The sequence below is a fragment of the Streptococcus sp. HMSC062D07 genome, from assembly GCF_001814215.1.
Taxonomy (GTDB): domain Bacteria; phylum Bacillota; class Bacilli; order Lactobacillales; family Streptococcaceae; genus Streptococcus; species Streptococcus infantis_I.
In genome coordinates this window covers 13,172-36,443 of record NZ_KV815326.1, presented here as the reverse complement: position 1 = coordinate 36,443, position 23,272 = coordinate 13,172, and the positions used below count along the sequence as shown (strand labels likewise).

The window sequence follows — 23,272 nt, the reverse complement described above, 5'->3', positions numbered from 1 at the left end:
ACACGAAAGTGGGCAGTCATTTTTTTAACCTCTCGAAAAGTTCATGAAATATGATATAATAGAAGCATGGCAAACAAGAATACAACTAAAACAAGACGAAGACCGTCTAAAGCAGAATTGGAAAGAAAACAAGCGATTCAACGAATGTTGATTTCCTTAGCTTTGGCGATCTGTTTAATTTTTGCTGCTCTTAAATGGGGAGCTGTCGGAATCACTGTTTATAACCTGATTCGCTTACTCGTAGGGAGTTTAGCATACTTAGCTATATTCTCTCTCTTGATTTATCTATTCTTTTTTAAATGGATTCATAAACAAGAAGGCTTGCTAGCAGGTTTCTTCTTTATTTTTGCAGGCTTACTCCTCATCTTTCAAGCTTATCTTGTCTGGAAGCTTAGCATGGCAAATGCTATTTTTCAAGGAACAATTGGACAAATCTTTAAAGATTTAACCAGTTTTCAAGTAACCAGTTTTGCAGGGGGTGGCTTGTTAGGGGTAGGTCTCTACATTCCGGTAGCCTTTTTGTTCTCAAACATCGGTACCTATTTCATAGGGGCAATCTTAATCCTAATCGGAGCTCTTTTAATGAGTCCATGGTCTATCTATGATATTGCTGATTTTCTTTCAGCTCGATTTGCTATCTGGATGGAGCGCCGTGAACAGAAAAAACAAGAGCGCTTTATCAAGCGTGAAGAGGAAAAGGCACGAAGAGAAGCAGAAGAGCAAGCAAGACTTGAAAAAGAAAGAGAAGAGCAGGCTTTGCTTGACATGCAGCCTGTAGATATGGAAACTGGAGAAATCTTATCAGACCAACCACTGCAAGAATTTCCTCCACTTCCAGAGGAGGAATGGCTAGAACCTGAGATTATTCTCCCGCAAGCTGATTTTTATTCCCCTGAAGAAGGAGACTATCCAGAGGAAGAAGTTTTCTCTGAAGATGATGATGACGAAGAGGTTGAAGTAGATTTTTCTGCTAAAAAAGCCTTGGAGTATAAGCTTCCAAGCTTGCAACTCTTTGCGCCAGATAAACCAAAAGATCAGTCTAAAGAAAAGAAAATCGTTCGAGAAAATATCAAAATTTTGGAAGAAACCTTTGCAAGTTTTGGTATCAAGGTAACTGTTGAACGTGCTGAAATCGGTCCGTCGGTGACCAAGTATGAGGTTAAACCAGCAGTTGGCGTTCGTGTCAATCGCATTTCTAACCTAGCAGACGACTTGGCTCTAGCCTTGGCTGCTAAGGATGTTCGTATCGAGGCTCCAATTCCTGGTAAATCCTTAGTCGGGATTGAAGTGCCGAACTCGGAAATTGCAACTGTATCCTTCCGTGAGCTTTGGGAACAATCTCAAACAAAACCTGAAAATCTTTTAGAAATTCCTCTTGGGAAAGCAGTCAATGGTACGGCTCGTAGTTTTGATTTGGCAAAAATGCCTCACTTGCTAGTGGCCGGTTCTACAGGTTCTGGTAAATCCGTTGCAGTTAATGGCATTATCGCAAGTATTTTGATGAAGGCTCGCCCTGACCAGGTTAAGTTTATGATGGTGGACCCTAAGATGGTTGAGCTTTCAGTATACAACGATATCCCTCATCTCTTGATTCCAGTTGTGACCAACCCTCGTAAGGCCAGTAAGGCCCTTCAAAAAGTCGTTGATGAGATGGAAAACCGCTACGAACTATTTGCTAAGGTTGGCGTTCGAAATATTGCCGGTTTCAATGCTAAAGTTGAGGAATTCAACGCTCAATCAGAGTACAAACAAGTGCCTCTACCTTTAATCGTCGTGATTGTGGATGAGTTGGCTGACCTCATGATGGTTGCTAGCAAGGAAGTAGAAGATGCCATTATCCGACTTGGACAGAAGGCGCGTGCGGCTGGTATTCACATGATTCTTGCAACCCAGCGTCCTTCAGTGGATGTTATCTCTGGTTTGATTAAGGCAAATGTGCCTTCACGTGTAGCATTCGCGGTTTCTTCAGGAACAGATTCACGTACGATTTTGGATGAAAATGGTGCGGAGAAATTACTCGGCCGAGGGGATATGCTCTTTAAACCAATCGATGAAAATCACCCTGTTCGCTTGCAAGGTTCCTTTATCTCTGATGATGATGTGGAACGTATCGTAAACTTCATTAAGGCTCAAGCTGATGCGGATTATGATGAAAGCTTTGACCCAGGAGAAGTATCTGAGACAGAAGGTGATTTTGGCTCTAGCGATGATGGTGGAGATCCACTTTTCGAAGAAGCCAAGGCACTTGTTATTGAAACTCAAAAAGCAAGTGCATCCATGATTCAGCGCCGTCTATCTGTTGGTTTTAACCGAGCCACTCGATTGATGGAAGAATTAGAGATGGCTGGAGTTATTGGTCCTGCTGAAGGGACAAAACCTCGAAAAGTCTTACAACAATAAAAAAATAGCTTCTTTCCGAAACTGGAGAGAAGCTTTATTGTTAAGGGTTTGTTTTATTGTCTGTCGCAACTGTATCAGATTGAGCAACTCCATCAGTTTGATTTTTTGGGATGTTGTTAGAAGCTTGAGTAGTCTCTTCTGATTGAACATTATTGTTTTTATCGTCAACTCCACTATTTGCAGAATTAGTTTCTTGGTTGCTTCCTTGATTCTGTTCAGGTGCATTGGATTCGGCGGGAGCTTCCTTTTGAACTTCCTTGATAATGGTTGTTTGTGTAGTCGTATCTTTATGATCCTTGTTTTTATCTAAAGCATTCATGATAGTGATACTAGCTGTAATCAAACCAAGGATACTGGCTAAAGTTGCAATTGTTTTTTGAAAGACGGTAAAGCCTTTTTTGATATGTTCAGTTTTAGGTTTTGATTTTCTACGATAGTTAGACATAATTTCTCTCCTTTACCATGATTCATTATACCCAAAATCTTTAAAAAAAACTTAAATGAACCTGAACGGCATTTCTTGTCGCCTGAACTGTTTCGTGTTACAATAGAAGGAGTGATTTTAGAAAGTGTGAGAAACAATGATTTACTTTGATAATTCGGCTACGACCAAGCCTTATCCTGAAGTACTTGAAACTTACATGCAGGTGTCTGCAAAAATTATTGGTAACCCATCTAGCCTTCATCGTTTGGGTGATCAGTCTACCAGAATTTTAGAAGCTTCTCGTCAGCAGATCGCAGATTTAATTGGCAAGAAAAGTGAAGAAATCTTCTTTACCTCTGGTGGTACCGAAGGAGATAACTGGGTTATCAAAGGTGTCGCTTTTGAAAAAGCTCAGTTTGGTAAACACATCATCGTGTCGGAAATTGAGCATCCAGCAGTCAAGGAGTCAGCTATCTGGCTGAAAACACAAGGGTTTGAAGTAGATTTTGCACCAGTAGATGAAAAAGGATTTGTAGATGTAGCTGCTTTAGAAAATCTACTTCGTCCTGATACAACGCTAGTCTCTATCATGGCAGTCAACAATGAAATTGGCTCCATCCAACCCATCCAAGCCATTTCAGAACTTTTAGCGGATAAACCAACTATTTCCTTCCATGTTGATGCGGTTCAAGCTTTAGCTAAGATTCCGACAGAAAAGTATTTGACTGACCGAGTGGATTTTGCGACCTTCTCTAGTCATAAATTCCACGGAGTTCGTGGTGTTGGATTTGTTTATATCAAGTCTGGCAAGAAAATCACCCCCCTATTAACTGGTGGTGGCCAAGAGCGTGACTATCGTTCAACAACTGAGAATGTAGCAGGAATTGCAGCAACAGCCAAGGCACTGCGTCTAGCTATGGAAAGATTGGAATTGTTTTCTAACAAAACGAGTCAGATGAAGGCAGTCATCCGTCAAGCTCTACTCGAATATCCAGATATTTTTGTTTTCTCAGGTGAGGAAGACTTTGCGCCTCATATTTTGACTTTTGGAATTAAGGGAGTTCGTGGGGAAGTCATCGTTCATGCATTTGAAGACCATGATATTTTCATTTCCACAACCTCTGCTTGCTCGTCCAAGGCAGGAAAACCTGCTGGTACCTTGATTGCCATGGGAGTTGAAAAAGATAAGGCTCAGTCAGCAGTACGCCTTAGCTTAGACCTAGAAAATGACATGAGTCAAGTTGAGCAATTTTTGACCAAACTAAAATTAATTTACAATCAAACTAGAAAAGTAAGATAGGAGCATTCATGCAATATTCAGAAATTATGATTCGCTACGGGGAACTTTCAACCAAAGGTAAAAACCGTATGCGTTTCATCAATAAACTACGTAATAATATCTCAGATGTTTTATCTATCTATCCTCAAGTCAAGGTAACTGCTGATCGCGACCGTGCCCATGCTTATCTTAATGGAGCCGACTATGCAGCAGTAGCTGAGTCTCTCAAACAGGTTTTCGGGATTCAAAACTTTTCTCCAGTGTATAAGGTTGAAAAATCTGTAGAAGTTCTTAAATCTGCTGTTCAAGAGATTATGAAAGACATCTATAAGGATGGTATGACCTTTAAAATCTCAAGTAAGCGTAGCGACCACAACTTTGAGTTAGATAGTCGGGAACTCAATCAGACACTTGGTGGAGCAGTATTTGATGCTATTCCAAATGTACAAGCCCAGATGAAAAATCCGGATATCAATCTGCAAGTGGAGATTCGTGAAGAGGCGGCCTATCTTTCCTATGAGACCATTCGTGGTGCTGGTGGTTTGCCAGTTGGAACTTCTGGGAAAGGTATGCTCATGTTGTCAGGGGGGATTGACTCTCCTGTAGCAGGTTATCTTGCACTAAAACGTGGTGTAGATATCGAGGCTGTTCACTTTGCTAGCCCACCATATACTAGTCCAGGTGCCCTCAAGAAAGCTCAGGATTTGACCCGTAAATTGACTAAGTTCGGTGGGAATATCCAGTTTATCGAAGTACCTTTCACTGAGATCCAAGAAGAAATTAAAGCCAAGGCTCCAGAAGCCTACCTCATGACTCTGACTCGCCGCTTTATGATGCGGATTACCGACCGAATCCGTGAAGTGAGAAAAGGTTTGGTCATCATCAATGGTGAAAGTCTTGGTCAGGTGGCAAGCCAAACCCTAGAAAGTATGCAGGCTATCAATGCCGTAACCAATACACCGATTATCCGACCAGTTGTAACCATGGATAAGTTGGAAATCATTGATATTGCGCAGGAAATTGATACCTTTGAAATTTCTATCCAACCCTTTGAAGACTGTTGTACGATTTTTGCACCTGATCGTCCTAAAACAAATCCAAAGATTAAGAATGCGGAGCAGTATGAAGCCCGTATGGATGTTGAAGGATTGGTTGAGCGAGCAGTGGCAGGAATTATGATTACTGAAATTACCCCTCAAGCTGAGAAAGATGCGGTTGATGAGTTAATTGATAACCTCCTTTAATCAGAAAAACCAGAGGAAAAAATAAAATAAGTAAAAAAAGTTAGTTTATTGTCCTAAATTTGGACGGAAACTGACTTTTTTTCTATTTTTATGATATAATTAGGTAAAATTTTGAATATAGAGAGTTTTCTGACAATGAATCAATCCTACTTTTACCTGAAAATGCGAGAACATAAGCTGAAGGTTCCATACACAGGTAAGGAACGCCGTGTACGTGTTCTCCTTCCTAAAGACTATGAGAAGGACACGGATCGCACTTATCCAGTTGTCTATTTCCATGATGGTCAAAATGTCTTTTATAGTAAAGAATCCTATGTCGGTCATTCATGGAAGATCATTCCTACCATTAAACGGAATCCGGATATCAGCCGTATGATTGTAGTGGCCATTGATAATGATGGTCTAGGACGAATGAATGAGTACGCGGCATGGAAATTCCAAGAGTCTAATATTCCCGGTCAACAGTTTGGTGGTAAGGGAGTCGAGTACGCTGAGTTTGTCATGGAAGTGGTCAAACCCTTTATTGATGAAAATTATCGTACAAAATCAGACCGTAAGCACACTGCTATGGTTGGGTCTTCTCTAGGCGGCAATATTACTCAGTTTATTGGCTTGGAGTATCAGGATCAGATTGGGTGTTTGGGAGTGTTCTCATCAGCCAACTGGCTTCACCAAGAGGCCTTTGATCGCTATATGGAGCGTAAAAAACTATTACCTGACCAGCGTGTCTTTATCTATGTTGGAACGGAAGAAGCAGATGACACGGATAAGACCCTCATGGCTGGTAATATCAAGCAGGCCTATATTGACTCTTCTCTTTGCTATTATCATGATTTGATAGCAGGAGGAGTTGAGTTGGAAAATCTCTCTCTCAAGGTTCAAGCCGGGGCTATCCACCATGAAATTCCATGGTCAGAAAATCTTCCAGCTTGTCTACGCTTTTTTGCAGAAAATTGGTAATTAGTATAAAGGAGACAGGATATGCATATTGAACATCTTAGCCACTGGAGTGGTCATCTTAACCGTGAAATGTATGTCAATCGATACGGACATGGAGGCATCCCAGTTGTTGTCTTTGCTTCTTCAGGTGGTAGCCACAATGAATACTATGATTTTGGAATGATTGATGCTTGTGCATCCTTTATTGAAGAAGGTCGCGTGCAGTTCTTTACCCTTTCAAGTGTAGATAGTGAGAGCTGGCTTGCGACTTGGAAAAATAGTCATGATCAAGCTGAGATGCACCGTGCCTATGAACGATATGTGATTGAAGAAGCTATTCCTTTTATCAAGCACAAGACAGGCTGGTTTGACGGTATGATGACAACAGGATGCTCTATGGGAGCCTATCACGCTTTGAATTTCTTCCTCCAACATCCAGACGTCTTTACCAAGGTAATCGCCCTCAGTGGTGTCTACGATGCTCGTTTCTTTGTTGGAGATTACTACAACGATGATGCTATCTATCAAAATTCACCAGTAGACTATATCTGGAATCAAAATGATGGTTGGTTTATCGATCGTTACCGTCAGGCTGAGATTATTGTTTGTACAGGTCTAGGTGCTTGGGAACAGGATGGCCTGCCTTCTTACTACAAGTTAAAAGAAGCCTTTGACCAAAAACAAATTCCTGCTTGGTTTGCAGAATGGGGGCACGATGTTGCCCATGACTGGGAATGGTGGCGTAAACAAATGCCATATTTCCTCGGTCATATGAGTCTATAAAAGGAGTTGCTTATGAATTATCTTGTAATTTCACCCTATTACCCACAAAATTTTCAGCAATTTAGTATTGAGCTAGCCAATAAAGGAATCACAGTTCTAGGGATTGGGCAAGAACCCTACGAACAACTAGATGAACCATTACGCAATAGCTTGACGGAGTACTTCCGAGTTGATAATCTTGAAAATATCGATGAGGTTAAACGAGCAGTTGCCTTTCTTTTCTATAAGCATGGTCCAATTGACCGCATTGAATCACACAATGAATACTGGCTAGAGTTGGATGCTGCCCTTCGTGAACAGTTCAATGTTTTTGGTGCCAAACCAGAAGATCTCAAGAAGACCAAGTTCAAGTCTGAGATGAAAAAACTCTTCCAAAAAGCTGGGGTACCAGTTGTTCCAGGTGCTGTCATTGAAACAGAAGCAGATGTTGACAAAGCTGTGAAAGAAATCGGTCTTCCCATGATTGCAAAACCTGACAATGGAGTAGGTGCGGCAGCAACCTTCAAACTAGAAACAGAAGATGATGTAAACCACTTTAAGGCTGAATGGGACCACTCAACCATTTATTTCTTTGAAAAATTTGTTACCTCTAGTGAAATCTGTACCTTCGATGGTTTGGTGGATAGAGATGGGAATATCGTCTTTTCAACTACCTTTGACTATGCACATACACCCCTTGATCTTATGATTTACAAGATGGACAATTCTTATTATGTTCTTAAAGATATGGATACAAAATTGCGTAAATATGGTGAGGCTATTGTCAAGGAATTTGGTATGAAAGAACGTTTCTTCCACATCGAGTTCTTCCGTGAGGGTGATGATTATATTGCCATTGAGTACAATAACCGTCCAGCCGGTGGCTTCACTATTGATGTCTATAACTATGCGCATTCCTTGGATTTGTACAAGGGCTATGCAGCTATTGTTGCAGGTGAAGGATTCCCAGAGTCTCCGTTTGAAACCCAGTATTGCTTAGCAACATCTCGTCGTGCCAATGCTAACTATGTTTATTCAGAAGAAGACTTGCTCGCTAAATATGGTCAGCAGTTCAAGGTAAAGAAAATCATGCCGGCAGCCTTTGCTGAATTGCAAGGAGACTATCTCTATATGCTTACGACACCAAGTCGTGAGGAAATGGAGCAGATGATTAAGGATTTTGGTCAGCGTCAAGAATAATCGAAATTAGGACTTAACAAAGGATGTTTGTTAGGTCTTTTTTGTAGACTTGAAATAAAAGCGTTTTCCCTTTGGATTCTTTTAGAAAATCTGTTGCTAAAAGGTTTAAAAATTGATAGAATAGGGATTGTCTAAAAAATATTAAGGAGAATCTATCAATGGATTTCACATGGGCAGTCAAATATGCCACTGAATTTTTGGGAACAGCTATCTTGATTATCTTGGGTAATGGTGCAGTTGCCAACGTTGAACTTAAAGGTACGAAAGGTCACCAAAGTGGCTGGCTCGTTATCGCTGTTGGTTACGGTATGGGGGTTATGATCCCTGCCTTGATGTTTGGTAATGTTTCTGGTAACCACATCAACCCAGCCTTCACTCTTGGACTTGCAGTTAGCGGTCTCTTCCCTTGGTCACAAGTAGCCCAATACATCATCGCGCAAGTTTTGGGAGCAATCTTCGGACAAGCCTTGGTTGTTGCAACTCACCGTCCCTACTACTTGAAAACAGAAAATCCAAATAACATCTTGGGAACTTTCTCAACAATTTCAAGTATCGACCACGGAACAAAAGAATCACGCTTCGCAGCAACTGTGAACGGATTTATCAATGAGTTTGTTGGGTCATTTGTTCTTTTCTTCGCAGCACTCGGTATGACAAAGAACTTCTTTGGTGCTGAATTGCTTTCTAAAGCCCAAGGATTGATTAATGACCAAGTGGCACAAGCGACTGCTCAAGGTCAAACAATTCCTCAAGAACAAGTAACAGCAGCTCTTGAACAAGCAAAAACTCAAGTGGCTCCATTCTTGTCACCAGGTCTTGGTATCGCACACTTGGCTCTTGGTTTCTTGGTAATGGCTTTGGTTACTTCACTTGGAGGACCTTCAGGACCAGGTTTGAACCCAGCTCGTGACTTTGGACCACGTCTTCTTCACGCTGTACTTCCGAAATCAATCCTTGGTGAACACAAGGGTGATTCAAAATGGTGGTATGCTTGGGTACCAGTAGTTGCACCGATTGCTGCTGCTATTGCCGCTGTAGCACTTTTCAAATTACTTTACCTATAATATTTAAAAACTGGGTTTTCCCAGTTTTTTCTTTTTTGTACAGATGTGTCTTTTAGAATTAAAGGGTGAAATCGTCAGACTTTTTTCATTTTAAATCAAAAGCTGTAAATATGGCAAAAATATGGTAAAATAGAGTATTAAGTAAACGTTAAAAAGGAATATTATGCGTAAAGAAATTGCACCTGAATTATACAATTACAATAAATTCCCTGGTCCAGAATTTCATCTATCTGGAGATAAAGTCGAGGCTGAAGGTTTCACCTTCAACTTGATTGAAAATAGTAAGGAAGCCTTTGATGCAACAGCTTTTACTCAACGCTTTTCGGAAGTTTTAAACAAGTATGATTATATTGTAGGAGACTGGAGCAATGAGCAGTTGCGCTTGCGAGGATTCTACAAGAATGAGCGAGCTGAAGAATCTCTCGAGAAAATCAGTCGTTTACAAGATTACCTACTCGAGTATTGTAGCTATGGATGTGCCTACTTTGTCTTAGAAAACGAGACACCGAAACGTGCACCATTTGACCAAAAAATGCGCAAGAAAGAAGAAGAGAAAGACAACCGTAAAGGGAAAAAGTCTTCTCAAAATAAGAAAAGAAATCATACGGACAAGAGAAATAGACGTCGTCGTAAAGAACAGAAACCTCAGAATGAAGAAAAGGGACAACGTCATTTCGTCATCCGTAAGAAAGACTAGAAAATAAGGAGAAAAGATGAAACCGTCGATTTATAGTTTAACACGCCAAGGTATGCAAGAATGGGTCTTAGAGCAAGGAGAAAAGAAATTCCGAGCGGATCAAATCTGGGAATGGCTTTACCGTAAACGTGTTCAGACATTTGAAGAAATGACTAACTTGTCTAAGGATTTGATTGCCAAACTCAACGAGCAGTTTGTAGTCAATCCCTTGAAACAACGTATCGTTCAAGAGTCAGCCGATGGTACTGTGAAGTACCTCTTTGAGTTACCAGATGGTATGCTGATTGAGACTGTGCTTATGCGTCAACACTACGGTTTATCAGTCTGTGTAACAACTCAGGTAGGATGTAATATCGGTTGTACCTTCTGTGCGTCAGGTTTGATCAAGAAGCAACGTGACCTCAATAACGGAGAAATTGTGGCTCAAATTATGCTTGTTCAAAAATATTTTGACGAACGTGGTCAAGATGAGCGTGTTAGCCATATCGTTGTTATGGGTATTGGAGAACCATTTGATAACTACAATAACGTTTTGAACTTTATCCGTACCATCAATGACGATAAGGGAATGGCAATCGGTGCTCGTCATATCACCGTATCAACCTCTGGCTTGGCTCATAAGATTCGTGAGTTTGCCAATGAAGGAGTACAGGTTAACCTTGCTGTTTCTCTTCATGCTCCAAACAATGAACTGCGTTCAAGCATTATGAAGATTAACCGTGCCTTTCCAATTGAAAAACTCTTTGCAGCGATTGAGTATTACATCGAAACAACCAACCGCCGTGTAACTTTTGAGTATATCATGCTTAATGAAGTCAATGACGGAGTCGAACAAGCACTTGAGTTGGCAGAATTGCTTAAGAACATTAAGAAATTGTCATATGTCAACTTGATTCCTTACAACCCGGTCAGTGAGCACGACCAATATAGTCGTAGTCCCAAAGAGCGTGTCATGGCCTTCTATGATACACTCAAGAAAAAAGGCGTCAACTGTGTCGTTCGTCAAGAACACGGTACAGATATCGATGCCGCATGCGGACAATTGCGTTCAAATACCATGAAACGTGATCGCCAAAAAGCAGTAGCTGAAGTAAATCCATAAGATGAATCGAAAAAAATTACTAAGCCTGGGAATCGTGCTATACAGTCTTTGTATCGTCTGTTTTTGTTTTACTCCCCAGCCTCAACTTCCTACAGGAGTGGAAACTCCAGGTATTCAAACTTTTGGACGCCTGGTTTTTCTTTTGACGCCTTTTAACTCCCTTTGGAATCTGGGAGAAGTAACTAGCCCTCTACAACTGTTTTGGATTATTTTGCAAAATGCTTTAAATATCCTCTTGCTCTTCCCATTAATTTTCCAGCTTCTCTATCTTATACCTGCACTAAGAAAAACGAAGCGTGTGATTTTGTTTAGCTTTTTATTGAGCTTGGGAATCGAATGCACACAGCTAGTTTTAGACTTTTTCTTTGATTTCAATCGGGTCTTTGAGATTGATGATTTATGGACCAACACTTTGGGTGGTTACCTGGCTTGGGTCCTTTATAAACTACTACATAAAAACAAGATAAGGAATTAAAATGAGTATCTTAGAAGTAAAAAATTTAAGTCACGGTTTTGGTGACCGTGCGATTTTTGAAGACGTGTCCTTTCGTCTCCTAAAAGGTGAACATATCGGTCTGGTCGGTGCTAATGGTGAAGGGAAATCAACCTTCATGAGCATCGTGACTGGTAAGTTGGTACCTGATGAAGGTAAGGTGGAATGGTCCAAATATGTTACAGCAGGTTATCTGGACCAGCATGCAGTTCTCAAAGAAGGTCAAACTGTGCGTGGTGTTTTGCGTACAGCCTTTGACGAATTATTCAAAGCCGAAGCTCGTATCAATGATCTCTACATGGAAATGGCAGAAGAGGGCGCTGATATTGATGCCCTAATGGAAGAAGTCGGCGAACTTCAGGACCGTTTGGAAAGTCGTGACTTCTATACCTTGGATGCTAAGATTGACGAAGTCGCGCGTGCTCTTGGTGTCATGGATTATGGTATGGATACGGACGTAACAGCCTTATCTGGTGGACAAAGAACCAAGGTACTTTTAGCCAAACTCCTCCTTGAAAAGCCAGATATCTTATTGCTTGACGAGCCGACCAACTATTTGGATGCGGAGCATATTGACTGGCTCAAACGTTATCTTCAAAACTATGAGAATGCCTTTGTTCTTATCTCACACGATATTCCTTTCCTTAATGATGTTATCAATATCGTATATCATGTAGAAAACCAACAGTTGACTCGTTATTCTGGAGATTACTACCAGTTCCAAGAAGTATATGCCATGAAGAAATCGCAGCTGGAAGCAGCCTATGAGCGTCAACAGAAAGAAATTGCTGATCTCAAGGATTTCGTAGCCCGTAATAAGGCGCGTGTTGCTACCCGTAATATGGCCATGTCTCGCCAGAAGAAATTGGATAAGATGGACATTATCGAACTTCAAAGTGAGAAACCAAAGCCGTCCTTTGATTTTAAACCAGCTCGTACACCTGGACGCTTTATCTTCCAAGCCAAAGACTTACAGATTGGTTACGACCGCCCACTTACAAAACCATTAAATCTTACCTTTGAGCGCAATCAAAAGGTTGCCATCATCGGTGCCAATGGTATCGGTAAAACAACCCTCTTGAAGTCTCTTTTGGGCATTATTCCGCCAATTGCTGGTGAAGTTGAACGTGGTGATTATCTAGAACTCGGCTACTTTGAGCAAGAAGTGGAAGGCGGCAATCGTCAGACACCTTTAGAAGCTGTTTGGAATGCCTTTCCAGCTCTCAACCAAGCTGAAGTTCGTGCAGCCCTTGCTCGCTGTGGCTTGACGACTAAGCATATCGAAAGCCAGATTCAAGTTCTATCAGGTGGGGAGCAAGCCAAGGTTCGTTTCTGTCTCTTGATGAATCGTGAGAACAATGTCCTTGTTCTAGACGAGCCAACCAACCACTTGGATGTGGATGCCAAGGATGAGCTAAAACGAGCTCTGAAAGAATATAAAGGCTCTATCCTTATGGTTTGCCACGAACCAGACTTCTATGAAGGCTGGATGGATCAAATCTGGGATTTCAATGAACTAACATAAATAGCCATAAAAAAGCCAAGTCTATTTGACTTGGCTTTTTTACGAGGATTGCAACTAGTAGAAGTCATAATGCTATCTCCTAGTTTTTGTATCAAAAATAACTAATTGGTTTGATTTCCCACGATTTCATCCTCTTCAAAGTGTCCCACACCATCTTCAACAACAAATGGGCAAGTAACTTTCTTTTTTATTCCATTTTCATCATAGGAACTAGTGATGTTATAGATTCCATCGGAAAATGAATTTTTTGGTAAAGATAAGATTCTTTCCTTAAAGGCATCCACAGGACTACCATTTTCTGCCTTTATAATCGAAAGGTCACAATCAAAATCGAGAGTAAGACCTTTGTTTTTCATGAGATCTTTTGTTGTAATATTATAAAATCCAGCTGCGTCAGAATCTCCTTTTTCTCGATTGCTGACAGCCTGCTTAATCATTGCAACATAGTAGTTTTCTATTGGATATTTTCCAAATTTAAAACTAGAAGCTATTGGTGTATCAAAAAGCTTATTTATTTTGTCAGCAGTAGTATTTTTGATACTATCTTCTTCTTGTTGTAGATTCGGTCTTTCTTTGTATACATCTAGTAAGAAACTGAATTCGTCTTGTTTGACAGTGTGAAACAGTGCCTTTTCTTTGTCATTAAGAAGTGTTTCGAGATCTGTTCCTGAAGGAAGAAAGAAATTTGATAAATGTTCTCCATCCTTTCCATGAATTTTTGCAGTAGTAGTTTCTTTTAAAATAGTTCCATCGGATAAATTTTCTGTATATGTTAGCTTGTAGGCAGTTCCATAAAATGCTTCAATCTCTCTGTGTTTATCAACTACCTCAACCTTTCCCTTAAGTCCAAGTGATTGAAATTCTTCAGCGAAAGAAGGAGTAGTATTTTTAATTGAGGAGGAAGTGGCTGTGATCAGTCCTAGGCAAGTGTATAAAATTACCGTAACAGCAAAGACAAAACCAAGTTTTGCCGAAATATCTTTCACTTGCCCTAACTTGATCGTCTGATAAATACCGATAAGGAGAACGATAGAGTACACAATACTAGCGCTAACTAGTAGTGGATAATTATCAATGTAATTAAGTGGAGCACCCTTAAAACCTATTATTTGCATGAAAAATCCAATTGTAGCTAGAATTAACTGTATTGTACATGTCTTTTGAATCAACTCATTATCTTCAAAGGAGGCTTTTAATTTTGAAATATCTCTAAAAATAAAAATATTTCCTAGCACTATTCCAGCATATGATGCGAAAAATGCCGGCCACAAGATTATAAAAGCAAAACCTCCGGAATCATATGTAATCGAATAAACAACATTAAAGATTAAATACGAAGGTAAGAGTAAACCAAGCCGGAATATATTTATCTTATAGGGTTTCATAGGAGAACCTCCTCGTTACTATTGACTAAATTATATCATATTTGAATTAGAAAATAGAGCGTTTACATGGAAGTGTAAATAAAAAAAGATAGGCACATGACCTATCTTTTATTAATAGTTTAGATATTGTTCAACCTCAGACTTTTGAATTTCTTTTCCATAGTGACAAATCGGGCAAGAAACGAAATAGGTTTTACCGTAAGGAAAGAGTGGAATCCAGTAAAGAGTGAACTTGCGTCCGTATTCCGTAATTTCCCAAGTACCAACATTGTTACAATGACCACATTCGATAGCAGTTTGTGTATGTCCCAACACTTTTTGGTAACCTTTTGACCCCCAAAATAGAATCATTTTAACATCTCCTTATAGTTATAGTTAATGGTGTTATTGTTTACTGAAATCGTAGTCTTTAACAATTTCGATACTGTCGATAGTGATAGCAGTAGTTGGTTTGTCTTTTTCGTCTTTTTCAGCCTTGGCAATTTTATCTACTACATCCATCCCATCAATGACTTGACCAAAGACTGGGTGTTTTCCATCTAAAGTTGGATTTCCACCTTCTTTGTAGGCCTCGATAATTTTCTTAGGATAGCTACTTGTTGGAAGTTTAGCAGAATAATCTGTTGTACTTTGGTTGATAAAGAATTGGCTACCATTTGAATTTGGTTGACCAGTATTAGCCATTGATAAAGAACCACGGATATTATAGAGGTATGGAGAAATTTCGTTTTTGAAACCTGTTCCCTTGTCCTTGGTTTTGTCTTTATCGTGCCAGATAGATTCCCCACCTGTTCCATCTCCCTTAGGATCTCCAGTTTGTACCATAAATCCATCAATCACACGGTGGAAAGTAACACCATTGTAGTAACCTTCTTTAGCATGAATAAGAAAATTTTCAACTGCAAGAGGGGCTAACTTTGGAAAAAGTTTGATACGAATATCACCTAGACTTGTGTGAAGGATAGCCTCAGCTTCGTCTTCAGTTACTTCCTTAGAAAGTTGAGGGAAGTTGGCATTTTCATTTGTTAAGGCGTCTTTCAAATCTTTTTTTGCTTGAGTAGCGGATTTAGAACTTTCTTCAGCAGCAATTTTAGAATCTACGTAATCATCACCACGAAGTGCACGTTGGATACTTGTACATCCACCAAGAGCAAAAGTTGAAATGAGTAGTAGTGTAGCTAATTTTTTCATATTAGTCCTTTCAAAAATCATTTTTACCATTGTACCCTAAAAGGAAGTGGATTTCAAATATTCAATTGTGATGATTCCGATAGTACATACAATTTTATAGCCTTGCTTACACCATTTTGATCATTAGAATCTGTTACTCTATTTGAGCAAGTTTTAACTTCTGTAGGAGCGTTTCCCATTGCAACACCAAGTCTAGCAGTCTCAATCATTGGAATGTCATTATAATTATCTCCAATGGTCATAATTTCAGTAAGTGATAGTTGATAATACTTGGCTAATTCTAATAAAGCTTGTTTTTTGGATACTTGATTATGTGTAACTTCTAGATAGTTATCTTTAGAGAGATAGAAGTCGGTTTGAGGGAAATCTATTGAGGATAAGGTTTTTTGAAGTTTCTGTATGGTATCCGTATTATCTATCAGCAAAAGTTTATGAACAAGAGTTTTCTCGTCTCTTATAAAATCTGCTATAGATGTAACTTTTGGACTTTCTCCAGTAATAGTTGCTTCGATTTCTACCCATTCATCAATAGTATTCACAAGCCAATCTTTTCCAGAATAAACATTTATAGAAACTGTCGGGAATTCTTTTTTCAAAAAGTCATGAAGTAAGAGCAATTCGCTTTTATCAATAGAATGCTGACTTAGGATTTTATCTCCTAAACTGATGAGTGCTCCATTATAGCAGGCAATAGGAAAGTCGGTGATGCCAAGTTCTTTAGAAATTGGAGCTATACCGAGAGGAGATCTAGCAGAAGCTAGAACAAAAGGAATATTACATTGTTTTAAAAGTGGCATCAGTTCTATCAAATGAGAATCTAATTGGTGATTTTTATCCAGAATAGTGCCGTCAATATCACTCATAATTAATTTAATTCTTGACATATTTTGCTCCTTTTTAAAAGAGGATCGTTGTTCTACCATCTAAAGATTCTTGTATTTCTACATCAGGCTCTTTATCTGTAATCCAGTAATCAAAATCAGCTAGTTCAGAAAGTATAAAATGAGAGTGTTTGTTTATCTTTCCTGTTTCAGCTAGCAAAACACGAATAGCACTTGTTTTAAATGCTCTTTTTTTCATGAGAACATCTTCTTGATCCTCAAAGCTAACTTGCCCGTCTGAAAGACTAGCAGCGCCAAAAAATGCTACATCAAATCTAATTCCCTCTAAAGTATTGGATTCTTCTAGTGAATAATAAAAACGATTCTGTCTATGAAATTTTCCACCGAGAATATGAAAATCGACATTTTCATTATTTCCTAAGATAAGTGCGTTATCTAATGAATGACTGAAAATAGTAACTTTTTTATCTATAATTTTTGCTAACTCAAGTATAGTGGTTGAAATATCAAAGAATATCAGTTGTGAATCGGAAATGAGTTGGGTAGCTAAATGAGCAATTTTCGCTTTTTCTTTAGAAGACTGTTCTGCTCGACCTTGAAAACCAAGAATTACTTGTTTTTTTATTGGCAACAAACCTCCGTGAGTTCGGTGCGCTCGCTTTTCCTTTGCAAGAATGGAAAAATCTCTCCGGATAGTATCCTTGGATACTTGGAAATAGTCAACCATTTCTCTTGCCGATAGACTTCCTCTATCTTCTAAAAGTTTTATGATTTCTTCTAATCTTTGTGCTTGGTACATAGGAATTCCTCCTTTTTTTAATACTATACTCTTTTTATAAGCATTTGTCAATAATTGTAATGATTTGTAAGTGTTTTAAAAAATTACAAAAAAATCAACCAGCTTTGGTTGATTAAAGATTCTTTTTAGGATGGCGGTCAATGATTACTTGATGGTCTTTGAGAGCTTGTTCACCTTTTGGAGTTAGTTTATAGCCACGAATCGAAAAGCGGTTAGCTAATTCTTCTTCTGAAAAATGATCATGAAGTGCTTGATTCAAGTCAGAAGCCTTCATTTTGTAGAGCCCAGTAACCCCCTTCTTTTTTAAGGATACTCTTTTTCATAGTAGCATTTAGATGGTTAAGCGAGTCAAAGGCTGTTTCAATTGTAGCATAGTCTTTTTCAACAAGTGTTTCTAAGTGTTTTGGTGCGTCAATGCCATAAGAATTACTATATTTTAAAAGAGTATATTTTCTAAGGATTTATTCTTTCGGCTTCAATTCCTAATGAAGCAATGAACTTAATGATAGGTCTCGAAAAGAATTATGCTTCCTCTTTCTGTCTGAGTTCAAAGAGGTCTTCTACTTTCAGATTAAAAACTTGAGCAATTTTAAGAGCCATTTCCAGTGAAGGATTGTAACGGTTATTTTCCAAGTGCAGAATTGTCTCGCGTCGCATGCCGATGAGGTCGGCTAACTCCTGCTGGGTCATGCCTGTGGACTCACGAACAGATTTGAGATTAGTAATAATATTGCTTTCTTTGGCCATGCTTATCCTCTCCGTTCCAAGATAAGATAGACAACCGCAAAGATGCAAATCAAGGCAGCTATGCTAAAAAATATCTGTCCCATGTAAAGAGTGAGAGACCCCATATACCCAATGATAACTGCTAGGATCATCAGTGCGCCTAGTATAAAAACAAACATCAAGCTAGCTGCCTTGGCTAAATTAGCATAAAAGCGTTCGTCCGGAGTTTCCTTGACATTTTTCAAACAGAAAAAGCCAAATACAATCACTTCAATAACGAGGCCAATTCCCAAAATCCATTCTTTAATACCAGAACTTACGCTTGGGGTCGCAAGCCAAATCCCTACTGTATAAAAAATGCTAGCTGCAAAAATAAGTATCGAGTAAAGCTTTGCAGACAAGTCAAAAATAATCTTCCCCTTATCTTTCTGACTCTTATGAGGCCGTGGTTTCATATGTAGCCAGCTCCAAATAGCTACAATCTGACCTAACGCTGAAATACCAACAATAACTAACTTGGGTTCCCAACTAAGATTAGAACCAAATAAAACAATAAAATCAATAAAGAGAGCTACGGCAATCATTGCAATGAGGCCACGCATTTTTTGACTTTTTTTCATGATAGACTCCTTTTTTGTGTTATAAATATATAACATTTGAATGTTATGTTATAAATATATCACACTTAATTTTAGAAAGCAAGAATTTTATGTATCAATGTGGCAATTATTTGAAAAAATTTTTTAATTAAAGACCTCGCTAGTCAAACAACTAAAGAATTCTTTGAAGCAATGTTTGGATAGTTTCGTTAATAGTATTTGTTGATAAAGAATTTTTGGAAAATCTAGATACTGTATGAATCTCTGCTTTTTTTCTTAGACTGTTATAAAGTCTGTCAGAATAAGGTTTGTAGGTGTAGAAGTTAATTTTTTCTTTCTAATTTATCCCTATTAGTCTAAAAAATTTAAAAATTTTAAACTCTGTCAAGTTTTTTTCTTGACACCTCTCAGAAATCTGCTATAATGGAACATGTGGTAAATAGCCTAGCTATTTGACCGAACAAAAAAATAAAAGAAAAGAGATATTAAAAATGGCAGTAAAAATCCGTTTGACTCGTATGGGTTCTAAGAAAAAACCTTTCTACCGTATTAACGTTGCAGATTCACGTTCACCACGTGATGGACGTTTCATCGAAACAGTTGGAACTTACAACCCACTTGTTGAAGAAAACCAAGTAACTTTGAAAGAAGACCGCGTTCTTGCATGGTTGGCTGATGGAGCTCAACCTTCAGATACAGTTCGCAACATCCTTTCAAAAGAAGGCGTATTGAAAAAATTCCACGATTCTAAATTCTCTAAATAAGTTTAAAGTAGGTTGACAGATGGATACGATTGAAAATCTCATTATTGCAATTGTGAAACCTTTGATTTCACAACCAGATGCCTTAACTATCAAGATTGAAGATACACCGGAATTTTTGGAATATCATTTGGATCTTGACCAGAGCGATGTGGGTCGTGTAATCGGTCGTAAGGGTCGCACTATCTCTGCGATAAGAACGATTGTCTACTCTGTCCCAACTGAAGACAAAAAAGTAAGAATCGTTATTGATGAAAAATAAGAAAAGCGGGACGAGGTCTCGCTTTTTTTGCAAGGAGAAGGAATGAGAGATTTAACAGTTAGACAACTAGAGGAATACTTACTTGATCATTACCAACAATCTAGAACAGAAGAAGGACTTTTTATCAAACTAGTGGAAGAAGTTGGAGAAGTCGCTGAGGTTTTAAATGGACGTTCAGGTAGAAAAGAGGGTGTCCAAGATTCAAACGAGGAATTGGCAAAGGAGTTGGCAGATATCATTCACTACACAGTGGCAATTGCAGCTATCAACCATATCGACCTAACGAAGACCATTTTTGAAAAAGACAAAAAGGCAGCCATCAAGTATCAACATGAACAAGATTTGGAAGGCTTCTTAGCAGGAAACCATCCATAGTTCTCCTTTTCTCCAACTTGTGAAAATCCCTGGAACGTGATAAAATAAAGGGTAAGGGTATATAATAAATCATTGTATAGAATGAGTGGTTTCTTTATGAAGAGGTTTGAAGTATCTACAGAAATTGGTAGTCTCTCTGTTACTTATCAAAAGCAAAAGAAAGTGCTAGTTTGTTTAAGTGGCGCAGGTTTGCTACCTAGTTATGAAAATTTTTCACTTATACTTGAAAAACTTCCTCCCACAATTGGTTATTTGACAATTGATTTTCCAAACACAGGTAGGAGTCTGATTTATAACCAAGCTGGAAAAAATCTAGATAATCTTACAGATGCGGTTTATGAAGTACTTGAAGAGTTGGAGATTTCTGAATATATACTTTGTGTACATAGTTTGAGTGGAATTGTAGCTTGCAAATTACTCAACAAACCAATTAAGTGTCGGGCCTTAGTAGCGATTGAACCAACAACTAAAAAAGTAATGTTTGCTGATTTTTCAGAAAATCCTTATCCAGAAATGGAAGAGCAGACGAGACTGATTGAAGAATTCGGTCCTGAACTTTATTTTAAGAACTTAATTCAAGCCACATTTAGCCCTGAAACTAACAAAGAAATTTGGAAATTAATGCAAGAAAAAGGCTCAGAGTTGGAACATCAAGATCCAGAGTTTCAGGTATCTGTTGAGATCACCGAGGAAGATTTTGAGGATATGTCAATAGCAGATCGTATCCCTGTATTTATTTTTTGTCAGGCTTATAGAGAAAAAGAGTACAGAGAATCAGAATATTGGACTTCCAGTACCAAACTCATTTTAGGAGGGAATCACCATTATTTACAGTGGTCTGAATCAGAGAAAATTGTAGATATTATTAAAAAATTGTAAGAAGAAAATGGAGATAAGGAAATTACAGGAGATCAAATGAACTATTTTAACGTTGGGAAAATTGTCAATACCCAAGGCTTGCAAGGTGAGATGCGAGTCTTGTCAGTGACAGATTTTACTGAAGAACGCTTTAAAAAAGGGGCAGAGCTTGCCTTATTTGATGAAAAAGATCAATTTGTGCGAACAGTGGTCATTGCAAGCCACCGTAAACATAAAAACTTTGATATCATCAAGTTTAAAGATATGTACCATATCAATGACATCGAAAAATACAAGGGTCACAGTTTGAAGGTTGCTGAGGAAAATCTCAATGACCTCGATGATGGTGAGTTTTATTACCACGAGATTATCGGTTTAGAAGTCTATGAGGGAGATAACTTGATTGGAACTATCAAGGAAATCCTTCAGCCTGGAGCCAATGATGTTTGGGTAGTCAAACGCAAAGGCAAACGAGACCTACTCTTACCTTATATCCCGCCTGTAGTTCTCAATATAGATATTCCGAATAATCGTGTGGACGTTGAACTCTTAGAAGGGTTAGACGATGAAGATTGATATTTTAACCCTCTTTCCAGAAATGTTTTCACCCCTAGAACATTCCATCGTTGGAAAGGCTCGAGAAAAGGGTCTCTTAGATATCCACTATCATAATTTTCGTGACTACGCTGAAAAGGCCCGCCATGTGGATGACGAACCCTATGGCGGTGGTCAAGGGATGCTCCTACGAGCGCAACCCATCTTTGATGCCTTTGATGCGATTGAAAAAAAGAATCCGCGCGTGATCCTCTTAGATCCAGCTGGAAAACAGTTTGACCAATCTTATGCTGAGGATTTGGCGCAAGAAGAAGAGCTTATCTTTATCTGTGGTCACTATGAGGGCTATGACGAGCGGATTAAGGCCTTAGTAACTGATGAAATTTCTCTAGGAGATTATGTCCTTACTGGTGGAGAACTAGCAGCGATGACCATGATTGATGCGACGGTGCGCTTGATTCCAGAAGTTATTGGGAAGGAAGCAAGTCACCAAGATGATAGCTTTTCATCAGGACTCTTGGAATATCCTCAGTACACAAGACCTTACGATTATCGTGGAATGCTAGTTCCAGATGTTCTCATGAGTGGACACCATGAAAACATACGTCAATGGCGACTCTATGAGAGTCTTAAGAAAACCTACCAACGTAGACCTGATTTGCTGGAAGAGTATGAACTGACAGCAGAAGAAGAGAAAATGTTAGCAGAAATTAAAGAAAATAACAATTAAAAGGAGAAAACTATGCAAGTAATTAAACGTGATGGACAAGTCGCTGATTTTGATCCAGATAAAATCTACCAAGCTATCCTTAAGGCGGCTCAGACAGTCTATGTTTTGACTGACGATTTGCGCCAAAACCTAGCTCAAGTTACTAAAAAAGTTGTGTTGGATTTAGAAGAAGCAAAAGTAGAACGTGCGACTATCAGTATGATTCAATCAATGGTTGAGCACCGCTTACTTGGTGCTGGCTACATTACAATCGCAGAACACTATATCTCTTATCGTTTGCAACGTGATTTGGAGAGAAGTGGTTATGGCGACCACATCGCTGTTCACCTTCATTTTGAACAAATTCGCTAAGATAAAAAGAGTGAGATGATAGAAGCATCTCACTCTTTCTTAAATCTTCTTTTTTGGGCCGTTTGGATAGTAGAAGGAACGAAAGTTACTCTTCGAATATCCGACACTCGAATAATACGGCTGACGTTTTTGGCGAAATTTTTAACAATAATTTGTTGGCGGTCAGTATCATACTTGATAATATCGCCTGTAAAACTTGACTCAGCAAAAATAATGTGTACAGCTGTTTTTTTAGCTAGGGCTTCTTCAAGTCTAGCAATTAGGGGATCGCTTTTTTCAGGAATGGAATCTTCATGTCCATTAATAAAATCATGAACTTTTTGCAAAGCCTGTTTTAATAAATCTTTCATTCCGGCCTCCCTTCTTTACATCATTATATAAAAATTTTATGAAATCTACAAGATTTTTCGAATAATCAATTGAGAACAAAAAGGAGAAAAACATGGCAGAATTTACATTTGAAATTGAAGAACATTTGCTAACTCTATCTGAAAATGAAAAAGGATGGACCAAAGAAATCAATCGTGTCAGCTTTAATGGTGCACCAGCGAAGTTTGACATTCGTAGCTGGAGTCCTGACCACACCAAGATGGGGAAAGGAATTACCCTCTCAAATGAAGAATTTCAAATCATGGTGGATGCTTTTAAGAATCAATAAACTTTCATCTAAGATTAATTAAAAAGAGGTTAGGGAAAATCCCTGCCTCTT

The 23,272-nt window shown here is 38.7% G+C and carries 29 protein-coding genes; 19 read left to right on the top strand and 10 right to left on the bottom strand.

What is annotated here, in order from left to right; genetic code table 11:
- The first annotated feature begins 117 nt into the window (after nt 1-117).
- Nucleotides 118-2,400, top strand: a complete 2,283-nt coding sequence (locus HMPREF2957_RS03360) for a DNA translocase FtsK (protein WP_398577644.1) — start codon at nt 118-120, stop codon at nt 2,398-2,400.
- A 40-nt stretch (nt 2,401-2,440) separates the two neighbouring features.
- Here HMPREF2957_RS03360 and HMPREF2957_RS03355 read toward each other — a convergent pair whose 3' ends face one another.
- Entirely contained in the window at nt 2,441-2,845 is a 405-nt protein-coding gene (locus HMPREF2957_RS03355; RefSeq protein ID WP_070677518.1) for a DUF6556 family protein, read from the bottom strand.
- Between the two features lie 136 nt (nt 2,846-2,981).
- Here HMPREF2957_RS03355 and HMPREF2957_RS03350 point away from each other — a divergent pair, with 136 nt between their 5' ends.
- The 10 genes from HMPREF2957_RS03350 to HMPREF2957_RS03305 all read left to right on the top strand — a co-directional run bounded on the left by HMPREF2957_RS03350 (nt 2,982) and on the right by HMPREF2957_RS03305 (nt 13,129).
- Entirely contained in the window at nt 2,982-4,124 is a 1,143-nt protein-coding gene (locus HMPREF2957_RS03350; RefSeq protein WP_070677516.1) for a cysteine desulfurase family protein, read from the top strand.
- Nucleotides 4,125-4,132: 8 nt separating this feature from the next.
- On the top strand, nt 4,133-5,347 hold the full coding sequence (gene thiI / locus HMPREF2957_RS03345; protein WP_070677514.1) for a tRNA uracil 4-sulfurtransferase ThiI: 1,215 nt from the start codon (nt 4,133-4,135) through the stop codon (nt 5,345-5,347).
- A gap of 135 nt (nt 5,348-5,482) precedes the next feature.
- Nucleotides 5,483-6,307 (top strand): alpha/beta hydrolase, encoded by an 825-nt coding sequence (locus HMPREF2957_RS03340; protein WP_070677512.1) that lies wholly within the window; start codon nt 5,483-5,485, stop codon nt 6,305-6,307.
- A 21-nt stretch (nt 6,308-6,328) separates the two neighbouring features.
- Nucleotides 6,329-7,069, top strand: a complete 741-nt coding sequence (locus HMPREF2957_RS03335) for an esterase family protein (RefSeq protein WP_036754292.1) — start codon at nt 6,329-6,331, stop codon at nt 7,067-7,069.
- Nucleotides 7,070-7,081: 12 nt separating this feature from the next.
- A complete protein-coding gene (locus HMPREF2957_RS03330) occupies nt 7,082-8,248 on the top strand; it encodes an ATP-grasp domain-containing protein (protein WP_070677510.1) in 1,167 nt (388 codons plus the stop codon).
- Nucleotides 8,249-8,406: 158 nt separating this feature from the next.
- On the top strand, nt 8,407-9,312 hold the full coding sequence (gene gla, locus HMPREF2957_RS03325; protein WP_004253806.1) for an aquaglyceroporin Gla: 906 nt from the start codon (nt 8,407-8,409) through the stop codon (nt 9,310-9,312).
- Nucleotides 9,313-9,475: 163 nt separating this feature from the next.
- The gene (locus HMPREF2957_RS03320) at nt 9,476-10,009 is read left to right on the top strand and encodes a YutD family protein (protein ID WP_070677507.1); all 534 of its coding nucleotides are present in this window, start codon (nt 9,476-9,478) and stop codon (nt 10,007-10,009) included.
- Nucleotides 10,010-10,025: 16 nt separating this feature from the next.
- The gene (gene rlmN / locus HMPREF2957_RS03315; RefSeq protein ID WP_004253810.1) at nt 10,026-11,111 is read left to right on the top strand and encodes a dual-specificity RNA methyltransferase RlmN; all 1,086 of its coding nucleotides are present in this window, start codon (nt 10,026-10,028) and stop codon (nt 11,109-11,111) included.
- Between the two features lies 1 nt (nt 11,112).
- On the top strand, nt 11,113-11,586 hold the full coding sequence (locus HMPREF2957_RS03310) for a VanZ family protein (protein ID WP_070677505.1): 474 nt from the start codon (nt 11,113-11,115) through the stop codon (nt 11,584-11,586).
- 1 nt (nt 11,587) lies between these two features.
- Nucleotides 11,588-13,129 carry an ABC-F family ATP-binding cassette domain-containing protein gene (locus HMPREF2957_RS03305; protein WP_070677503.1) on the top strand — a complete coding sequence of 514 codons (1,542 nt, stop codon included), beginning with the start codon at nt 11,588-11,590 and terminating at the stop codon, nt 13,127-13,129.
- Between the two features lie 101 nt (nt 13,130-13,230).
- Here HMPREF2957_RS03305 and HMPREF2957_RS03300 read toward each other — a convergent pair whose 3' ends face one another.
- The 8 genes from HMPREF2957_RS03300 to HMPREF2957_RS03265 form a co-directional block, all read right to left on the bottom strand.
- A complete protein-coding gene (locus HMPREF2957_RS03300) occupies nt 13,231-14,514 on the bottom strand; it encodes a hypothetical protein (RefSeq protein ID WP_070677501.1) in 1,284 nt (427 codons plus the stop codon).
- Nucleotides 14,515-14,625: 111 nt separating this feature from the next.
- Nucleotides 14,626-14,865, bottom strand: coding sequence for a zinc-ribbon domain-containing protein (locus HMPREF2957_RS03295; RefSeq protein ID WP_080981077.1), 240 nt, complete (start codon nt 14,863-14,865; stop codon nt 14,626-14,628).
- Between the two features lie 33 nt (nt 14,866-14,898).
- Complete coding sequence (locus HMPREF2957_RS03290; RefSeq protein ID WP_049494599.1) at nt 14,899-15,705, bottom strand: peptidylprolyl isomerase; 807 nt, start codon at nt 15,703-15,705, stop codon at nt 14,899-14,901.
- Between the two features lie 53 nt (nt 15,706-15,758).
- A complete protein-coding gene (locus tag HMPREF2957_RS03285) occupies nt 15,759-16,589 on the bottom strand; it encodes an HAD family hydrolase (RefSeq protein ID WP_049494600.1) in 831 nt (276 codons plus the stop codon).
- Nucleotides 16,590-16,602: 13 nt separating this feature from the next.
- The gene (locus HMPREF2957_RS03280) at nt 16,603-17,346 is read right to left on the bottom strand and encodes a DeoR/GlpR family DNA-binding transcription regulator (RefSeq protein WP_070677499.1); all 744 of its coding nucleotides are present in this window, start codon (nt 17,344-17,346) and stop codon (nt 16,603-16,605) included.
- 112 nt (nt 17,347-17,458) lie between these two features.
- The gene (locus tag HMPREF2957_RS09115) at nt 17,459-17,620 is read right to left on the bottom strand and encodes a hypothetical protein (protein WP_148131975.1); all 162 of its coding nucleotides are present in this window, start codon (nt 17,618-17,620) and stop codon (nt 17,459-17,461) included.
- A gap of 248 nt (nt 17,621-17,868) precedes the next feature.
- Nucleotides 17,869-18,093, bottom strand: a complete 225-nt coding sequence (locus tag HMPREF2957_RS03270; RefSeq protein WP_042769224.1) for a helix-turn-helix transcriptional regulator — start codon at nt 18,091-18,093, stop codon at nt 17,869-17,871.
- A gap of 2 nt (nt 18,094-18,095) precedes the next feature.
- On the bottom strand, nt 18,096-18,692 hold the full coding sequence (locus HMPREF2957_RS03265) for a hypothetical protein (protein ID WP_070677497.1): 597 nt from the start codon (nt 18,690-18,692) through the stop codon (nt 18,096-18,098).
- A gap of 470 nt (nt 18,693-19,162) precedes the next feature.
- On the opposite strand from HMPREF2957_RS03265, the gene rpsP reads away from it, so the two are divergent.
- From rpsP to HMPREF2957_RS03230, 7 genes are all read left to right on the top strand, one after another.
- Nucleotides 19,163-19,435, top strand: a complete 273-nt coding sequence (gene rpsP, locus HMPREF2957_RS03260; RefSeq protein WP_070460902.1) for a 30S ribosomal protein S16 — start codon at nt 19,163-19,165, stop codon at nt 19,433-19,435.
- A gap of 19 nt (nt 19,436-19,454) precedes the next feature.
- Nucleotides 19,455-19,694: an RNA-binding protein KphA gene (kphA, locus tag HMPREF2957_RS03255; protein ID WP_000379617.1), complete on the top strand. Its 240-nt coding sequence runs from the start codon at nt 19,455-19,457 to the stop codon at nt 19,692-19,694.
- A gap of 42 nt (nt 19,695-19,736) precedes the next feature.
- Nucleotides 19,737-20,069, top strand: a complete 333-nt coding sequence (locus tag HMPREF2957_RS03250) for a MazG nucleotide pyrophosphohydrolase domain-containing protein (RefSeq protein ID WP_070460904.1) — start codon at nt 19,737-19,739, stop codon at nt 20,067-20,069.
- Between the two features lie 96 nt (nt 20,070-20,165).
- The gene (locus tag HMPREF2957_RS03245; protein WP_070460906.1) at nt 20,166-20,948 is read left to right on the top strand and encodes an alpha/beta fold hydrolase; all 783 of its coding nucleotides are present in this window, start codon (nt 20,166-20,168) and stop codon (nt 20,946-20,948) included.
- Nucleotides 20,949-20,984: 36 nt separating this feature from the next.
- The gene (rimM, locus tag HMPREF2957_RS03240) at nt 20,985-21,503 is read left to right on the top strand and encodes a ribosome maturation factor RimM (RefSeq protein WP_070460908.1); all 519 of its coding nucleotides are present in this window, start codon (nt 20,985-20,987) and stop codon (nt 21,501-21,503) included.
- The gene (trmD, locus tag HMPREF2957_RS03235) at nt 21,493-22,212 is read left to right on the top strand and encodes a tRNA (guanosine(37)-N1)-methyltransferase TrmD (RefSeq protein WP_004253068.1); all 720 of its coding nucleotides are present in this window, start codon (nt 21,493-21,495) and stop codon (nt 22,210-22,212) included. The genes rimM and trmD overlap by 11 nt, the downstream gene beginning before the upstream one ends.
- Before the next feature lie 12 nt (nt 22,213-22,224).
- Entirely contained in the window at nt 22,225-22,563 is a 339-nt protein-coding gene (locus tag HMPREF2957_RS03230) for an ATP cone domain-containing protein (RefSeq protein WP_004253071.1), read from the top strand.
- A 29-nt stretch (nt 22,564-22,592) separates the two neighbouring features.
- Here the strand turns inward: HMPREF2957_RS03230 and HMPREF2957_RS03225 are convergent, their stop codons facing one another.
- Nucleotides 22,593-22,913, bottom strand: coding sequence for a hypothetical protein (locus HMPREF2957_RS03225; protein WP_004253077.1), 321 nt, complete (start codon nt 22,911-22,913; stop codon nt 22,593-22,595).
- 92 nt (nt 22,914-23,005) lie between these two features.
- On the opposite strand from HMPREF2957_RS03225, the gene HMPREF2957_RS03220 reads away from it, so the two are divergent.
- Nucleotides 23,006-23,221: a YdbC family protein gene (locus tag HMPREF2957_RS03220; protein WP_004253080.1), complete on the top strand. Its 216-nt coding sequence runs from the start codon at nt 23,006-23,008 to the stop codon at nt 23,219-23,221.
- Nucleotides 23,222-23,272: the final 51 nt, after the last annotated feature.

Bases quoted from the DNA above. Each gene is read 5' to 3' on its own strand.
- HMPREF2957_RS03220 (WP_004253080.1), top strand. From the start codon at position 23,006: ATGGCAGAATTTACATTTGAAATTGAAGAACATTTGCTAACTCTATCT.
- HMPREF2957_RS03265 (WP_070677497.1), bottom strand. From the start codon at position 18,692: ATGAAAAAAAGTCAAAAAATGCGTGGCCTCATTGCAATGATTGCCGTA.
- HMPREF2957_RS03300 (WP_070677501.1), bottom strand. From the start codon at position 14,514: ATGAAACCCTATAAGATAAATATATTCCGGCTTGGTTTACTCTTACCT.
- HMPREF2957_RS03250 (WP_070460904.1), top strand. From the start codon at position 19,737: ATGAGAGATTTAACAGTTAGACAACTAGAGGAATACTTACTTGATCAT.
- HMPREF2957_RS03290 (WP_049494599.1), bottom strand. From the start codon at position 15,705: ATGAAAAAATTAGCTACACTACTACTCATTTCAACTTTTGCTCTTGGT.
- HMPREF2957_RS03225 (WP_004253077.1), bottom strand. From the start codon at position 22,913: ATGAAAGATTTATTAAAACAGGCTTTGCAAAAAGTTCATGATTTTATT.
- rimM (WP_070460908.1), top strand. From the start codon at position 20,985: ATGAACTATTTTAACGTTGGGAAAATTGTCAATACCCAAGGCTTGCAA.
- HMPREF2957_RS03320 (WP_070677507.1), top strand. From the start codon at position 9,476: ATGCGTAAAGAAATTGCACCTGAATTATACAATTACAATAAATTCCCT.
- thiI (WP_070677514.1), top strand. From the start codon at position 4,133: ATGCAATATTCAGAAATTATGATTCGCTACGGGGAACTTTCAACCAAA.
- rlmN (WP_004253810.1), top strand. From the start codon at position 10,026: ATGAAACCGTCGATTTATAGTTTAACACGCCAAGGTATGCAAGAATGG.
- HMPREF2957_RS03350 (WP_070677516.1), top strand. From the start codon at position 2,982: ATGATTTACTTTGATAATTCGGCTACGACCAAGCCTTATCCTGAAGTA.
- HMPREF2957_RS03355 (WP_070677518.1), bottom strand. From the start codon at position 2,845: ATGTCTAACTATCGTAGAAAATCAAAACCTAAAACTGAACATATCAAA.
- HMPREF2957_RS03330 (WP_070677510.1), top strand. From the start codon at position 7,082: ATGAATTATCTTGTAATTTCACCCTATTACCCACAAAATTTTCAGCAA.
- trmD (WP_004253068.1), top strand. From the start codon at position 21,493: ATGAAGATTGATATTTTAACCCTCTTTCCAGAAATGTTTTCACCCCTA.
- gla (WP_004253806.1), top strand. From the start codon at position 8,407: ATGGATTTCACATGGGCAGTCAAATATGCCACTGAATTTTTGGGAACA.
- HMPREF2957_RS03305 (WP_070677503.1), top strand. From the start codon at position 11,588: ATGAGTATCTTAGAAGTAAAAAATTTAAGTCACGGTTTTGGTGACCGT.
- HMPREF2957_RS03245 (WP_070460906.1), top strand. From the start codon at position 20,166: ATGAAGAGGTTTGAAGTATCTACAGAAATTGGTAGTCTCTCTGTTACT.
- rpsP (WP_070460902.1), top strand. From the start codon at position 19,163: ATGGCAGTAAAAATCCGTTTGACTCGTATGGGTTCTAAGAAAAAACCT.
- HMPREF2957_RS03335 (WP_036754292.1), top strand. From the start codon at position 6,329: ATGCATATTGAACATCTTAGCCACTGGAGTGGTCATCTTAACCGTGAA.
- HMPREF2957_RS03285 (WP_049494600.1), bottom strand. From the start codon at position 16,589: ATGTCAAGAATTAAATTAATTATGAGTGATATTGACGGCACTATTCTG.
- HMPREF2957_RS09115 (WP_148131975.1), bottom strand. From the start codon at position 17,620: ATGAAGGCTTCTGACTTGAATCAAGCACTTCATGATCATTTTTCAGAA.
- HMPREF2957_RS03295 (WP_080981077.1), bottom strand. From the start codon at position 14,865: ATGATTCTATTTTGGGGGTCAAAAGGTTACCAAAAAGTGTTGGGACAT.
- kphA (WP_000379617.1), top strand. From the start codon at position 19,455: ATGGATACGATTGAAAATCTCATTATTGCAATTGTGAAACCTTTGATT.
- HMPREF2957_RS03280 (WP_070677499.1), bottom strand. From the start codon at position 17,346: ATGTACCAAGCACAAAGATTAGAAGAAATCATAAAACTTTTAGAAGAT.
- HMPREF2957_RS03230 (WP_004253071.1), top strand. From the start codon at position 22,225: ATGCAAGTAATTAAACGTGATGGACAAGTCGCTGATTTTGATCCAGAT.
- HMPREF2957_RS03310 (WP_070677505.1), top strand. From the start codon at position 11,113: ATGAATCGAAAAAAATTACTAAGCCTGGGAATCGTGCTATACAGTCTT.
- HMPREF2957_RS03340 (WP_070677512.1), top strand. From the start codon at position 5,483: ATGAATCAATCCTACTTTTACCTGAAAATGCGAGAACATAAGCTGAAG.
- HMPREF2957_RS03270 (WP_042769224.1), bottom strand. From the start codon at position 18,093: ATGGCCAAAGAAAGCAATATTATTACTAATCTCAAATCTGTTCGTGAG.